The sequence below is a fragment of the Agrobacterium sp. B1(2019) genome, assembly GCF_008274755.1.
Taxonomy (GTDB): Bacteria; Pseudomonadota; Alphaproteobacteria; order Rhizobiales; family Rhizobiaceae; genus Agrobacterium; species Agrobacterium salinitolerans.
Map to the genome: position 1 here is coordinate 234,886 of NZ_VTPB01000002.1, position 13,917 is coordinate 248,802.

A 13,917-nucleotide genomic window follows, 5' to 3' on the forward strand; every position below is an offset into this window, starting at 1 on the left:
TGCGTTTGTTGTTAGTTGCATTTTTCCGGCAAACCCGAACACGGTACACCGGCTAAAGATTTGATATGCCAGCGCACCCCACGCAACCTCATTTCTGTGCTTGTCACGGGAATGAGGGTGGCGGGTGTGTGAGTCCACCCATGCCGCCCGCCACCAAAAGGCGAACGGGCGGCACGCCGGGAGGGCGCGGCTACTTGATGTAGCCCGCGCGGCTCATGTCACGCTCGACCTGTTTCTGTGCGCCCTCGAGTGCCGCATCGACGGTCTGCTGGCCGGAAAGGGCGGCCGCGATCTGCTGGCCGACAATCGTGCCGATGGACTGGAACTCCGGTATGGCGACGAACTGCACACCGGTATAGGGCACCGGATCCTTGGTCGGCTTGGACGGATCGGCCGACATGATGGCCTTCATCACTGTATCAGCAAAGGGCGCCGCCTTCTTGTATTCCGGCAGTTCATAGGTGGATTTGCGTGTGCCCGGCGGCACGGCCACCCAGCCTTCGCTTTCGCCGACCGTCTTCACATAGTTCTTCGAGGTCGCCCATTTGACGAAGGACTTGGCGATTTCGAGCTTCTTCGTGGTGTTCGGAATGGCGAGGTTCCACGACCAGGACCAGCTCGATCCGTTCGGCGTCGCCTCCACCGGAGCGCGCGTGAAAGCGGTCTTGTCGGCAACCTGGCTCTGCTTGGGGTCATAGACGCGGCCCGCCGCCGAGGTGGCGTCGATCCACATGGCGCAACGGCCAGATGAAAACAGCGTCTGGTTCTCGTTGAAGCCATTGGCGGCCGCGCCGGGCGGGCCGTAGGAGGTCATCAGCGCCACATAATCCGAGATCGCCTTTTTCCATGGCTCGCTCGTCAGCTGCGGTTTCCAGTCCATGTCGAACCAGCGGCCACCATAGGTGTTGATCATGGTGCCGAGGAAGGCCATGTTCTCGCCCCAGCCCGGCTTGCCGCGCAAGCAGATGCCATATTGCTGCTTAGACTTGTCAGTCAGCTTGGCGGCGAAATCCTTGATCTGGTCGTAGGTCGGATTGTCCGGCATCTTGAGGCCGGCCGCATCGAACAGGTCCTTACGATAAAGCGTAAACGAGCTTTCGGTGTAGAACGGCACGGCATAAAGCTTGCCGTCGACAGTCAGGCCCTTTTTGATCGGATCAAGCAGATCGGCGTAATCGTAATCGTCGCCGAGATCGTCGACCGGCGCCAGCCAGCCCTGCTTGCCCCAGATCGGCGCTTCATAACCGCCGATAGTCATGATGTCGAACTGGCCGCCATTGGTGGCGATATCGGTGGTGACGCGTTCGCGCAGGACATTCTCTTCCAGCACGATCCAGTTGATCTTGTTGCCCGTCTCCTTCTCCCAGGCGCTGGAAAGCTTCTGCATGATGATCATGTCGCCATTGTTGACGGTGGCAATGTTGATTTCCTCGGCCTGCGCCAGACCGGCGAAAAGTCCGACGCCAACGACGGACGATGACAGAATTCCAATAAATTTGCTCATGAGACCCGCTCCTCCTTTACGGATGTCTACGCACAATAATACATGCGTAAATTTTTATCTCGCAAATTCCGCTCTTCTGTCAACATCCGGAAATAAACCGGAGTATGGAAACATCGTCGCGTTCGAAAATAAATTACTGTTTTAAAACAAATAATATCATTGAAAATTATTTCAATAGGCATTCCCATTGCTGCGGCGCAACAAAATTTTCATCGAATCATATATTGACGCGTGTAAATTTTTGAATGATATCCAAAAATCGGAAGCCCTCAGGACAGCGGCATTGCATCCACCAAAAAGACGGGAGCCGAATGCATATGGAGGAGACGATGAGACAGGCATCCGCACTTTCGCCGCACACGAAAGGCCCGACCATCACGGCGGGGGAAATCCTCGTGGAAATCATGGCGACGACGGTGGGCGACGGCTTTCTGAAGCCGCAGGCGTTGATCGGCCCCTTCCCGAGCGGTGCCCCGGCCATCTTCATCGACCAGGTGGCGCGCTGCGGCGGAGCCGCCGGTATCATTGCCGCAGTGGGTGACGATGATTTCGGCCGTCTAAATGTCGAGAGGCTGCGCCGCGACGGCGTTGACGTCTCGGCCATAGCCACCATCCACGACCGGCCGACAGGCAGCGCCTTCGTGCGTTACCGGGAAAACGGCGCACGGGACTTCGTTTTCAACATCGCCCATTCGGCGGCCAGCGAAACACATATGACCGATGAAGCGCAGGCTCTTATCGAAAAAGCCGGCCATGTGCATGTCATGGGATCGGCCTTTGCGATTGCCGGCATTGGCGAAGTCATTCTTGAGGCCATCAGACGCGTCAAGGCGCACGGCGGCTCGGTCTCCTTCGATCCCAACATCCGCAAGGAACTGGCACAGGGCGATGCCGGCCGCAGGCTAATCGATGATCTGCTTGAGATCACCGACCTCCTGCTGCCCTCCGGCGAAGAACTTCAGGCGGCCTCCGGGCTGAATGGCGAGGAGGAGGCGATTGAAAAGCTGCTTGCCTCCGGTATCGGCGAAATCGTGCTGAAGCGCGGCGCGGATGGCGCAAGCCATTTCAGCCGCGCCCATGGGCGCATCGACGTGCCCGGCCTGAGGGTCCGCGAAATCGACCCGACCGGTGCCGGCGACTGTTTCGGTGCAACCTACCTCACCTGCCGCCGCCTCGGCATGCACCCGCAAAAGGCGCTCGCCTATGCCAATGCCGCCGGCGCGCACAATGTCACCCGCCGTGGCCCGATGGAAGGCGCCGCCAGCCTTTCCGAACTCGACGCCTTTCTCGCAGAACAACAGTCGGAGGAAATCCTGTGACCGGTATACTCGAAAATCTGGCCGCCGCGCGCCGCTCCGGCAAGCCCGCCGGCATCACCTCCGTCTGCTCCGCCCATCCCGTTGTTCTGCGCGCTGCAATCCGCCGCGCTGCCGGCGGCAGGACACCGGTGCTGATCGAAGCAACCTGCAATCAGGTCAATCATCTCGGCGGTTACACCGGCATGACGCCACGAGATTTCGTCAGCTTCGTCAACAGCATTGCCGAGGAAGAAGGCTTGCCTCGCGAACTGGTGATTTTTGGCGGAGACCATCTCGGCCCCAATCCCTGGCGCACGGAACCGGCCGAGGAGGCGCTGACAAAAGCCGCCGCGATGGTCGACGCCTATGTGACAGCGGGTTTTCGCAAAATCCATCTCGATGCATCGATGGGCTGCGCCGGCGAACCGGCGGCGCTGGACGACGACACCATAGCCAACCGCGCCGCCAAACTTGCGGCCGTCGCCGAAAAGGCCGCCACGGCTGCCGGCCTGCCGAAACCACTCTATATTCTCGGCACCGAGGTGCCTGTGCCGGGCGGTGCGGACCATGTGCTCGACACGGTCGCACCGACGCAGCCGCAGGCGGCGCGCCAGACCATCGACCTTCACCGCGAAATATTCACGCAACACGGCCTTTCCGATGCGTTCGAACGGGTCATCGCCTTTGTCGTGCAGCCCGGCGTGGAATTCGGCAGCGATAATGTCGTCGCTTACGATCCGCAGGCAGCCACCGCCCTGAGCGCAGTGCTGGACGCCGAACCGCAACTGGTCTTCGAGGCCCATTCCACCGATTACCAGACGCAGGCCGCCCTTACGACACTGGTATGCGATGGATATCCCATCCTGAAAGTAGGCCCCGGCCTGACCTTCGCCTATCGCGAAGCACTTTACGCCCTCGACATGATCGCATCCGAGATGATCGGCGATTATGGCGACCGTACCCTGGCGCGGACCATGGAAGAACTGATGCTCTCCTCGCCCGGCGACTGGCGCGGACACTATCATGGCGATGACATCACGCTGCGATTGCAGCGCCACTACAGCTACAGCGACCGTATCCGCTATTACTGGACGCGGCCGGAAGCGCTTGCGGCCGTTTCCGCCTTGCATAAGGCGCTGGATGGGAAGACAATTCCCGAAACCCTGTTGCGCCAGTATCTCGGCGAATTGCCACTCGCGGCAGTTGCAGGAAAGAATATGGAGGAGGTTCTGGTCGCGGCAGTGGATCAGGTGCTGGCGACCTACCATGCGGCGACGGGCGAAGGCCGCCACTAAGACAACCATTAAATACGGATATCCGGCGGGAGACGTTGCGGCTATCGGTCAGGGAGGGAAACTCATGGCAACCCGAAACACGAGCGGACTTGCGCGGGTAATGCTTGCGCCGTCGGTGCTGTTGTTGCTGGTGTGGATGATCGTGCCTCTGGCGATGACCCTGTGGTTCTCGTTCCAGAACTACAATCTCCTCAACCCGGCCAATGTCAGCTTTGCCGGCCTGTTCAATTACCAGTATTTCTATACCGACCCGGCCTTCTTCCAGTCGATCTGGAACACGCTGCTGATCGTCGGCGGGGTGCTTTTGATCACGGTGGTTGGCGGCATCGCCATTGCGCTTCTGCTCGACAATGACATTTTCGGTCAGGGCATCGTGCGCATCATGATCATTTCGCCCTTCTTTGTCATGCCGCCGGTGGCAGCATTGGTGTGGAAGAACATGATCATGCATCCCGGCTACGGCGTGCTGGCCGACCTTGCCCGCTTCCTCGGTTTCCAGCCGGTGGACTGGTTCGCGCAGTTTCCGCTGCTTTCCATCGTCATCATCGTCGCCTGGCAATGGCTGCCGTTCGCGACGCTCATTCTCTTGACCGCCCTGCAGTCGCTTGATGGCGAGCAGAAGGAAGCGGCCGAGATGGATGGCGCCAATTTCGTCAACCGTTTCATCTATCTGACCCTGCCGCACCTGTCGCGCGCCATCACCGTCGTCATCCTGATCCAGACGATCTTCCTGCTCGGCGTTTACGCGGAAATCCTCGTCACCACCAATGGCGGCCCGGGTTACGCCTCCACCAACCTTGCCTTCCTCATCTATCGCACGGCGCTTCTGGGCTACGACGTCGGCGGCGCTTCGGCCGGCGGCATCATCGCCGTCATCCTCGCCAATATCGTCGCCATCTTCCTGATGCGCGCCGTCGGCAAGAACCTCGACCGGTAAAGGGGAAACATCATGGCCCGCAAGACAACCACTCGCGCAAAGATCGGCTTTTCCATCGCGGCATGGGCCGTGGCGCTTTTGCTGTTCTTCCCGATCCTCTATGCCTTCCTCACATCCATCAAGACCGAGCCGGAAGCGATCGCAGGCTTCAGCCTTATTCCCTCGGGCACGCTTGAGAATTACGTGACGGTGCAGACCCAGCGCGATTACTTCAAGCCGTTCATGAACTCGGTGGTGCTGTCGCTCGGCTCGACGATCATCGCGCTCATCATCGCCATTCCTGCCGCCTGGGCCATGGCGTTTTCGCCGACCAAGCGCACCAAGGACATATTGATGTGGATGCTCTCCACCAAGATGATGCCGGCTGTCGCCGTCTTGGTGCCGATCTATCTGATCTTCCGCAATGCCGGCCTGCTCGATACCCGCATCGGGCTCACCATCATGCTCACTTTCATCAACCTGCCGATCGTCATCTGGATGCTCTACACTTACTTCCGCGAAATCCCCGGCGAGATCCTGGAAGCCGCGCGCATGGATGGCGCATCCTTGTGGAACGAGATCGTGCATGTGCTAACGCCAATGGCGGTGCCCGGCATTGCCTCGACGCTGCTGCTCAACGTCATCCTCGCCTGGAACGAATCCTTCTGGACGATCCGGTTGACGACCACAAATGCGGCCCCGCTGACGGCCTTCATCGCCTCTTTTTCCTCGCCGCAGGGGCTGTTCTGGGCAAAACTTTCGGCCGCCTCGATGATGGCGATCGCCCCCATTCTCGTCATCGGCTGGTTCTCGCAGAAACAACTCGTGCGTGGCCTGACCTTTGGCGCCGTGAAATAAGGAACGACAAACATGGGCAGCATTTCCCTTCAGACCGTGTCCAAGCTCTTCGGCGAGGCGAAAGTCATCCCGTCGATCGATCTCGATATCCATGACGGCGAGTTCGTCGTCTTCGTCGGTCCCTCCGGCTGCGGCAAGTCCACGCTGTTGCGCCTCATCGCCGGGCTGGAGGACGTCTCCGGCGGCAAGATCGTCATCGACGGCAAGGACGCCACCGAAAAGGCGCCGGCCGAACGCGGCCTTGCCATGGTGTTCCAGTCCTATGCGCTTTACCCGCATATGAGTGTCAGGAACAACATCGCCTTCCCGCTGAAGATGGCCAAGCTCGACAAGGCCGTCATCGACAAGAAGGTCGAGGATGCCGCCCGCATTCTCAACCTCACCGATTATCTCGAACGCCGGCCCTCACAGCTGTCCGGCGGCCAGCGCCAGCGTGTGGCCATCGGCCGCGCCATCGTGCGCGAACCGAAGGCCTTCCTGTTCGACGAGCCGCTCTCCAACCTCGATGCGGCGCTGCGCGGCACCATGCGGCTGGAAATCTCCGAGCTGCACAACACGTTAAAGACGACGATGATCTACGTCACCCACGACCAGGTGGAAGCCATGACCATGGCCGACAAGATCGTGGTCCTCAACCGCGGCAATATCGAGCAGGTCGGCTCGCCAATGGAGCTTTACCGCTCGCCCGCCAACCTCTTCGTCGCCGGCTTCATCGGCTCGCCGCGCATGAACCTCATTACCGGCGACTATGCCCGCAGCAAGAATGCCACCACCGCCGGGGTGCGGCCGGAGCATCTGGCGCTGTCAAAAGAGGCCGGTCTGTGGCAGGGCAAGGTAACCGTCGCCGAACATCTCGGCTCCGATACCTTCCTGCATCTCGACGTCCAGGGCATCGGACCCATCACCGCCAGAACCGATGGCGAGTTCGAATGCAAACACGGCGATACCGTCTTCATTACCCCCGATGAGACCAAGATTCACAGGTTCGATGATAAGGGACGGGCGATCTAGGCCGAAACCTCACGGCTCCCCTATCCTGACGCCATTCCTGTCGAAGACATGCAGCCTTTCCTGCGGGAATCCGACCCGCAGGACCTTGCCCGGCTGCAACAGTGCCCGGTCCGACGAAAACAGCTTGAACGGCAATCCGCGCACGGTGAGATGCAGGATGACGCCGAGGCCGGTCGGCTCGACCAGATCGACCGCCGCTTCCACACCGCCTTCCGCGGGGGCGACGGTGACATGTTCCGGGCGGATACCGAGCGTGACCGGCTCGCCATCAGCCAGCTTCACATCCCGGCCAAGCTCAAGGCGCGTGCCGTCACTCAGCACGACGAAACTGCCGCCATTCTCCCGTCCGATCCGGCCTTCGAGGAAATTCATGCCCGGTGAGCCGATAAAGCCGGCAACGAAGAGATTGGCGGGACGGTCATAGAGATCGAGCGGCGCCCCGATCTGCTGCACATGGCCGGCATTCATGGCGACGATACGGGATGCGAGCGTCATGGCCTCGATCTGGTCATGGGTAACGTAAACCGAGGTGGCACCGAGATCGGCATGCATGCGTTTGATTTCGGCGCGCATCTGCTCGCGCAGCCGCGCATCGAGGTTGGACAGTGGTTCATCGAACAGAAAGGCCTTGGGCTGGCGCACGATGGCGCGGCCCATGGCGACACGCTGGCGTTGGCCGCCGGAGAGCGCCTTCGGGCGGCGGGCGAGATAGGGATCGAGGCCGAGTTTCGCGGAAGCACCGGCCACCGCCGCCGCGATGGTTTCTTTCGGGCTGCGACGCAGGCGAAGGCTATAGCTCATATTGTCGGCAACGCTCATATGCGGATAGAGCGCGTAGGATTGAAACACCATGGCGATATCCCGGTCCTTCGGCCGGCGATCATTGACGCGCTCACCGTCGATGGACAGGTCGCCGGAGGTTATCTCTTCAAGCCCCGCGATCATACGCAGCAGCGTCGATTTTCCGCAGCCGGAGGGGCCAACGAGGACGATAAACTCGCCATCCCTGATATCAAGGTCGACGCCGTGCAGCACGGCAAGGTCGCCATAGGTCTTGCCGACATTCTTCAGCTCGATGGAAGCCATGGGATTATCCTTTCACCGCGCCGGCCGTCAGGCCCTGCACGAGATAACGTTGAATGAGCAGGAAGAAGAGGCAGGCCGGAATGAGCGCCAGAACGCCCGCCGCCATCATCTGCCCGAAATCGACGGAAAATTTCGAAACGAAGGTCAAAAGGCCAACCGGGAAAGTGGCGCTCTGGTTGCCGGAAATCAGCATCAGCGCAAACAGCAGCTCACTCCACGCGGCGGTGAAGACGAAGCCGAGCGTGGCGGCAATGCCCGGCAGCGTCAGCGGCAGAATGATCTGGCGGAAGGCCGTAAACCGGCTCGCCCCGTCAATCATCGCCGCCTCCTCCAGATCCTTCGGAATGCCGTCGAAAAAAGACTGCATAAGGAAGGTGGCGAAAGGCACGTTAAAGGCGGTGTAGACGATGACGAGACCCGTCAGGCTGTTGGTAAGGCCGAGCGGCGACAGCATCTTGAAGATCGGCGCGACCAGCATGACCAGTGGGAACATCTGGGTGATCAGCATCAGGGCGACGATCCAGTATTTGCCCTTGAAACGGAAGCGTGACAGCGCGTAACCCGAAAGTGACGAGAGTACCGTTACGGCAAGCGCCGTGGAGCCCGCGACGATGACGCTGTTCTTAAAAAAAGTCGGGAAGGCGCTGTTTTCTATGACGAAACGATAGTGATCCCAGGTCGCCCGCGATGGCCACATTCGCACACCTTCGCTGTAAAGCAGATCATTCGGCGTTACGGACACCTTTAGCAGCCAGAACAGCGGGAACAGTGCAAAGGCGATATAGGCAAGGATCGCCAGACGATGGGCAAGGGTGAGAAATATCCTTGAGGTCATCGGTCAGTCCTTCTCGATCAGGCGCTGGCGCAGCAGCACGATCAGCATGGAATAGGCAAGCAGCAGCACCAGAAGCACCAGCGCAATGGCCGAGGCATAACCGAAATCCAGCCGCCGGAAGGCCTGCGTGAAGATGTAGCTGGCGACGATCTGCGTGCGGTCGGCCGGTCCGCCGTTGGTCATGACGATGATGAGATCGGCGAAATTGGCAATCCAGACGGTGCGCAGCAGGATGGTGATGGCGATGGTGGGGGCGAGAAACGGCAGGGTGATGGAGGTGAAACACTGCAGCGGATTCGCCCCGTCGATTTCCGCCGCTTCATAAAGATCGCGCGGGATGGCCTGAAGGGCGGCCAGCAGGGTAATGGCGAAGAAGGGAATGCCCCACCAGACATTGGCGATGATCGGCCCCCACATGGCAAGCTGCGGATCGGCGAGGATATTGTTGGGTGCGGAGAGAAGTCCGAGCGAAACCATCCAGTGCGGCAGCGGCCCGATGACCGGGTTGAACAGCCATGCCCAGTTGAGACCGGCAAGGAAGGTCGGCACGGCCCATGGCAGAAACACCAGCGCCTGCGCCAGCCCCCTGCCTGCGAAAGGTTTGTCAAGCAACAGTGCCAGAATGAGGCCGAAGAAGAATTGCAGGAAAACCGAAGCGCCTGTCCACCAGAGCGTGTTTTTCAGCGCCCGGTAAAAGGCCGCATCCTGCGACAGAGCCTCCAGATGTTTGAGGCCAACGAAACCGCCGGAAAACGGATTGAGCAGCTGCACATCGCGAAAGGCATAGGAGAGGCCAAGCACCAGCGGCACCAGCATGACGGCGACGATGAGCACCAGCACCGGCGCGCTGTAGAGCCAGGGTTCGGCCCAGTCGGCAAACCGTCGCATCGCGGGTTTGCCGGTCGGTTTGCGCGCGGCCACCGGCCCGGTGCCATGGGCATAGGACATTGTATCGCTCCCTGATCGGACGATGGACAGACCGGTTTTCGGCCTCTAGGCCAGCCGATCCGAAAATTTCAAGAAAGGGCTTCTCGCAGCAAAAGCCGGTAAGACAGCCGTGCGAGCACTTTTTGCCCGCACGGCTGGTTTATGTCGTCACTTGGAGGCCAGGAACTTCTGCTGCGCCTTCGTCATGTAGTCAGCCCATTGCTTGGCGAGGTCTTCCGGCGAGATGTCACCAAGAAGCGCTTCCTGCGAGGTCTTGATTACGAGCGAGTCCTTGAAGAAGGCGAATTCCTCAAGATAGGTCGGCATTTTCGTCGGCACGGCATTCTTATCGGCCAGTTCGTCGAACCAGCCCTTGAACTGCTCGCTGGCATAGAAGGGATCCTTCTCCGCCGACTTGTGCACCGGCAGCGCACCCGTCTTCTTGTTCCATTCAATATTGCCTTCCGGCCCTTCGAGCGTCTCGATCAGCTTCCAGGAAAGGTCCTTGTTTTCAGACTTCGCCATCATCGACCAGCCAGCGAAACCGATGGTCGGGAAGGTCTTGCCGTCAGGTCCCTTCGGCATGGTCATGACACCGAAATCTTCCGGCTTCATGCGCTGGGCAATCGCGATCAGCGCATCGGGATCCTGATCGAGGAAGGCGCAGGTGCCGGCATAGAAACCGGCGACGATCTCGTTGAAGCCCCAATTAACGCTGTCCTTCGGCGCCAGTCCGTTCTTGTAGAGATCGATCACATAGGTCAGGCCCTTCACCCAGCCGGGGCTGTCGAAGGTGGAGGTGCCGTCCTTGGTGAAGAACTCGTTCGAACCCGCCATGGAAGCGCCGAACATCACCCAACCGTTGAGGCCACCCGGGCCGCCGCGCAGGCAGTATCCGTATTTGCCCGGAAGGGCAGCGACCTTCTTGGAGGCATCGGCGAATTCGTCGAGCGTCTTCGGCGGCTCCTTCACCCCGGCCTGTTCCAGCAGCTTCTTGTTGTAGAACATGGCGCGCAGGTAAAAGCCGTAGGGCAGCATATAGGCCGTGTTCTTCACATCGCGACCAAGTTCCAGCGTGCGCTCGCTGAGCCCCGCCGTATGCTCCCACTTGGCGAGATAGGGTTCAAGGCTTTCGAGCATGCCATTGTTGGCATAAAGCGACAGCCATGTATCGGGCATTTCCATCACGTCAGGTACATCGCCGGCGGACACCATGGTGGCGAATTTCTGGAAGGCTTCGCTCCAAGGCAAAGAGATGATTTCCACCTTGGTGCCGGGATTGGCGGTCTCGAATTTCGAGACGATGCCCTTTAGCGTTTCCGTCCGCTCGGGACTTGTAATGACCTCGACCAGTTTCAAGGTCGTGTCCGCCAGCGCCGTTCCGGTCATCAGGGCGGTGAAGATTGCTGCTGTTGCCAGTTTTTTCATGTCGTTCTCCCCTTTTTTGTGGTCAGTTAAAACACGTCAGGCGGTGGTGGCCGCCCTGATCGCAGATTCCAGATCGTTCCAGAGAGCTTCCGTGCCCTCCAGTCCGACATGCAGGCGCACGGACCGTGCGCTGATGCCGAAGGTGTGGGCGGAGTTTGGCTGCGCCTTCTGTTCGAGCACCACTTCACCCGGAACAATCAGGCTTTCATGCCCGCCCCAGGAAACACCCAGTTTGAAAAGCTTGAGACGGTCGGCAAAAGCACGCACATCCACCCCTTCCTTGAAGATGAAGGAAAACAGGCCGGAGGTGCCGTTGAGGCCGGGCGGCAGGCGGTTCGCCAGCCCCGGATGGCAGACCGTTTCCACCACATCGAGCGCGTGAAGACGGGTTGCGATATCAAGCGCCGAGGCCTGATGCGCCTTCATGCGCAGCGGCAGGGTGCGAAGCCCACGAATGAGCAGCCACGCATCAAAAGGCGACATCTTGCCGCCGAGATAGGGATAGGTTTCCGCCCGGATGCGGTCGATCATGGCCTTCGAACCGGCAACGACGCCGGAGACCACGTCGCTATGGCCGCCGAGATATTTGGACGCCGAATGGACGACGAGATCGACGCCAAGCGAGATCGGCTGCTGGAAGACCGGGCTCGCCCAGGAATTGTCGATGACGGTAACGGCGCCATGCCGTTTGCCGATGGCGGCCAGCGCGCCGACATCATGGGCTTCCATCACCCAGCTTGTCGGACTTTCCATGTAGAACAGTTTTGCGCCCGGCATCGCCTTTTCAACCGCCGCCTCGTCGCGGCCATCGACATAGACGACCTCGATATTCATGCGCTTCATGAAGGTGCCGAACAGCCGGAAGGCATCGGGATAGACGTGGCGCACCGCGACGATCCGATCACCCGGCGACACGAAGGAAAGCACGGTGGATGAAATCGCCGACATGCCGCTTGCAAAACCGAGCGCATCTTCAGCGCCTTCGAGCTTTGCCAGCATTTCTTCGAACAGTCGAACGGTGGGGTTCAGCCCGCGCGTATAGACCGGCCGCACCTTCTCACCGCGGTAGGTGGAGACCATCTCGTCATAGCTGGAAAAGGTGAAAAGCGACGTCTGGACAATAGGCGGCACCACTGCTTCGAAAGCGTGGGCCTCGTCATGGGCGACGATCAGGGAGGCGGGATCAAAGAGATCGTTGCCATGGTTCATTTCGACATGTCCTTGATATCCTCCTCGACGACGGCGAGGATTTTCAGTGTTTCTTCACGGGCGGTCTCCGCATCGCCCGCAGCGATCGCGTTGAACAGGGTTCGGTGAAAGGGAAAGGAGCGACCGGCGAAATCCGGGCGGTCGAACGGTTTCGACCAGAAACGTTCGAAACCTTCGCGCATCTGCTCCAGAAGCTGCTTGAACAGGGTATTATGGGTGGCGTCATAGATCGACAGATGGAAGGCAAGGTCGGCTTTACCGGAGGTGCCTTCGGCCAGATGCACCCGCTCCATCTCATCGAGCCGCGCTTCCATGGTGGCGATATCGTCTGCCGTGCGGCGACGAGCGGCGGCCATGGAGGCCTCCACTTCGATGCCGCGTCGTACTTCCAGCGTCATCAGCAGCGCGTCGCGCAGGCTTTCGGCATCGATGGAAATCGGCATGTGCACGGTGGCGGCGGAAATCGGCTTCAAGAGGTAATTGCCGCTGCCCTTGCGGCTGTCGATGACGCCGAGAGCCTGAAACTTGCGGATGACTTCGCGGATGGTGGATCGGCCAACACCCAATGCCGCCATCAGCTCGCGCTCCGCCGGCAAACGGTCTCCTGCCTTCAATCCAGCCCGCTCCACATAGTCGGAAAGTGCTGCCTCCACCTGGCGCACGCGGTCGCTCGGCGGAATCGGCTGCATGAGTTCCCGGCTGGATCTGTCCAAGACGCATCCCCTAAATTGGTCTGACATCTTACCATTTCAAAAGGTAAAAGGAATGTCAACGGGCAATGGAATGCTGCACACACCTCTCAAAAATATTCCGTAAGCTTTTGTAAAATAATCAATATCCTAGAATGATCAACCCAGCTTCGCGGGTTACCGGTCCAGCAAAAAAATCAAACTACGCGGTCCCTGACATTTAAAAGTCAAAGTGCGGCTCGTTGCCGGAAGAGTTGATTGCGCTGCGTCCGGGTGGGTGGCGATTGCCGGTCAGGTCGCCGTCTCGCGTGCGATCTGACGCGCCAATGCATCGGCATGCTCATTGCCGACCATGCCCGAATGCCCTTTGCACCATTCCACGGCCACATGGGTATGCCGCTCCAGCAGCGTGTCGAGTTGCTTCCAGATTTCCCTGTCGGGGATCGGTCTTCGGCGCGTGCGCTGGTTGGGCGTTATGCGCTTCCAACCATTGTTGCGCCAGATCGCCCGATATCGCCGGCAGCCCTCAATGACGTGAACGGCATCCGTCCAGAGCGTGACTGCACATGCTGGCGCCTCGGCGGCGATCCACGACATTGCGTTCAAAACGGCGAGGACTTCGAACGTATTGTTTGATGTTCCAACTGCCTTGCCCGAGGCGGAATGAATTTGCTGGCCTTCTTTATAGACGACGAAAGCCCACCCTCCGGATCGGGAGGCATCATCGAAGGAGCCGTCGGTGAAGATATGAAGCGCGTCAGCCATGAAGAGGCTGTGTAGCACCGAATTGAAAATAGCCAAAGGAACAGGCGATTGGTACGAGATTACTTCGTCCCGATGTCGTCTCGCGTTCCTCGGCAA

Annotated in this window: 13 protein-coding genes; 5 read left to right on the forward strand and 8 right to left on the reverse strand. The window is 59.7% G+C overall.

What is annotated here, in order from left to right:
- Positions 1-190 precede the first annotated feature (190 nt).
- The gene (locus AGR1_RS15965) at positions 191-1,504 is read right to left on the reverse strand and encodes a sugar ABC transporter substrate-binding protein (protein ID WP_187772200.1); all 1,314 of its coding nucleotides are present in this window, start codon (positions 1,502-1,504) and stop codon (positions 191-193) included.
- A 311-nt stretch (positions 1,505-1,815) separates the two neighbouring features.
- Here AGR1_RS15965 and AGR1_RS15970 point away from each other — a divergent pair, with 311 nt between their 5' ends.
- The 5 genes from AGR1_RS15970 to AGR1_RS15990 all read left to right on the forward strand — a co-directional run bounded on the left by AGR1_RS15970 (position 1,816) and on the right by AGR1_RS15990 (position 6,882).
- Positions 1,816-2,823, forward strand: coding sequence for a sugar kinase (locus tag AGR1_RS15970; protein WP_170985635.1), 1,008 nt, complete (start codon positions 1,816-1,818; stop codon positions 2,821-2,823).
- Entirely contained in the window at positions 2,820-4,097 is a 1,278-nt protein-coding gene (locus AGR1_RS15975) for a D-tagatose-bisphosphate aldolase, class II, non-catalytic subunit (RefSeq protein ID WP_137411724.1), read from the forward strand. Before AGR1_RS15970 ends, AGR1_RS15975 begins: the two co-directional genes overlap by 4 nt.
- A gap of 64 nt (positions 4,098-4,161) precedes the next feature.
- On the forward strand, positions 4,162-5,034 hold the full coding sequence (locus AGR1_RS15980; protein WP_077985038.1) for a sugar ABC transporter permease: 873 nt from the start codon (positions 4,162-4,164) through the stop codon (positions 5,032-5,034).
- 12 nt (positions 5,035-5,046) lie between these two features.
- Positions 5,047-5,871, forward strand: a complete 825-nt coding sequence (locus tag AGR1_RS15985) for a carbohydrate ABC transporter permease (RefSeq protein WP_003525171.1) — start codon at positions 5,047-5,049, stop codon at positions 5,869-5,871.
- Between the two features lie 12 nt (positions 5,872-5,883).
- Positions 5,884-6,882, forward strand: coding sequence for an ABC transporter ATP-binding protein (locus tag AGR1_RS15990; protein ID WP_137411721.1), 999 nt, complete (start codon positions 5,884-5,886; stop codon positions 6,880-6,882).
- Between the two features lie 9 nt (positions 6,883-6,891).
- On the opposite strand, the gene ugpC is transcribed toward AGR1_RS15990, so the two are convergent.
- The 7 genes from ugpC to AGR1_RS16025 form a co-directional block, all read right to left on the reverse strand.
- Positions 6,892-7,968, reverse strand: coding sequence for a sn-glycerol-3-phosphate ABC transporter ATP-binding protein UgpC (gene ugpC / locus AGR1_RS15995; RefSeq protein WP_149147528.1), 1,077 nt, complete (start codon positions 7,966-7,968; stop codon positions 6,892-6,894).
- 4 nt (positions 7,969-7,972) lie between these two features.
- Positions 7,973-8,803 (reverse strand): carbohydrate ABC transporter permease, encoded by an 831-nt coding sequence (locus tag AGR1_RS16000; protein ID WP_003499970.1) that lies wholly within the window; start codon positions 8,801-8,803, stop codon positions 7,973-7,975.
- 3 nt (positions 8,804-8,806) lie between these two features.
- Positions 8,807-9,751, reverse strand: a complete 945-nt coding sequence (locus tag AGR1_RS16005; protein WP_149147529.1) for a sugar ABC transporter permease — start codon at positions 9,749-9,751, stop codon at positions 8,807-8,809.
- Positions 9,752-9,898: 147 nt separating this feature from the next.
- Positions 9,899-11,158: a sugar ABC transporter substrate-binding protein gene (locus AGR1_RS16010; RefSeq protein ID WP_149147530.1), complete on the reverse strand. Its 1,260-nt coding sequence runs from the start codon at positions 11,156-11,158 to the stop codon at positions 9,899-9,901.
- A gap of 36 nt (positions 11,159-11,194) precedes the next feature.
- Positions 11,195-12,367: a PLP-dependent transferase gene (locus AGR1_RS16015; RefSeq protein WP_149147531.1), complete on the reverse strand. Its 1,173-nt coding sequence runs from the start codon at positions 12,365-12,367 to the stop codon at positions 11,195-11,197.
- Entirely contained in the window at positions 12,364-13,056 is a 693-nt protein-coding gene (locus AGR1_RS16020; protein ID WP_048902873.1) for a FadR/GntR family transcriptional regulator, read from the reverse strand. The genes AGR1_RS16015 and AGR1_RS16020 overlap by 4 nt, the downstream gene beginning before the upstream one ends.
- Before the next feature lie 291 nt (positions 13,057-13,347).
- A complete protein-coding gene (locus AGR1_RS16025) occupies positions 13,348-13,821 on the reverse strand; it encodes a ribonuclease HI (RefSeq protein WP_080796669.1) in 474 nt (157 codons plus the stop codon).
- Positions 13,822-13,917: the final 96 nt, after the last annotated feature.

Bases quoted from the DNA above. Each gene is read 5' to 3' on its own strand.
- AGR1_RS15965 (WP_187772200.1), bottom strand. From the start codon at position 1,504: ATGAGCAAATTTATTGGAATTCTGTCATCGTCCGTCGTTGGCGTCGGA.
- AGR1_RS15970 (WP_170985635.1), top strand. From the start codon at position 1,816: ATGCATATGGAGGAGACGATGAGACAGGCATCCGCACTTTCGCCGCAC.
- AGR1_RS15980 (WP_077985038.1), top strand. From the start codon at position 4,162: ATGGCAACCCGAAACACGAGCGGACTTGCGCGGGTAATGCTTGCGCCG.
- AGR1_RS15985 (WP_003525171.1), top strand. From the start codon at position 5,047: ATGGCCCGCAAGACAACCACTCGCGCAAAGATCGGCTTTTCCATCGCG.
- AGR1_RS15990 (WP_137411721.1), top strand. From the start codon at position 5,884: ATGGGCAGCATTTCCCTTCAGACCGTGTCCAAGCTCTTCGGCGAGGCG.
- ugpC (WP_149147528.1), bottom strand. From the start codon at position 7,968: ATGGCTTCCATCGAGCTGAAGAATGTCGGCAAGACCTATGGCGACCTT.
- AGR1_RS16000 (WP_003499970.1), bottom strand. From the start codon at position 8,803: ATGACCTCAAGGATATTTCTCACCCTTGCCCATCGTCTGGCGATCCTT.
- AGR1_RS16005 (WP_149147529.1), bottom strand. From the start codon at position 9,751: ATGTCCTATGCCCATGGCACCGGGCCGGTGGCCGCGCGCAAACCGACC.
- AGR1_RS16010 (WP_149147530.1), bottom strand. From the start codon at position 11,158: ATGAAAAAACTGGCAACAGCAGCAATCTTCACCGCCCTGATGACCGGA.
- AGR1_RS16015 (WP_149147531.1), bottom strand. From the start codon at position 12,367: ATGAACCATGGCAACGATCTCTTTGATCCCGCCTCCCTGATCGTCGCC.
- AGR1_RS16020 (WP_048902873.1), bottom strand. From the start codon at position 13,056: ATGCAGCCGATTCCGCCGAGCGACCGCGTGCGCCAGGTGGAGGCAGCA.
- AGR1_RS16025 (WP_080796669.1), bottom strand. From the start codon at position 13,821: ATGGCTGACGCGCTTCATATCTTCACCGACGGCTCCTTCGATGATGCC.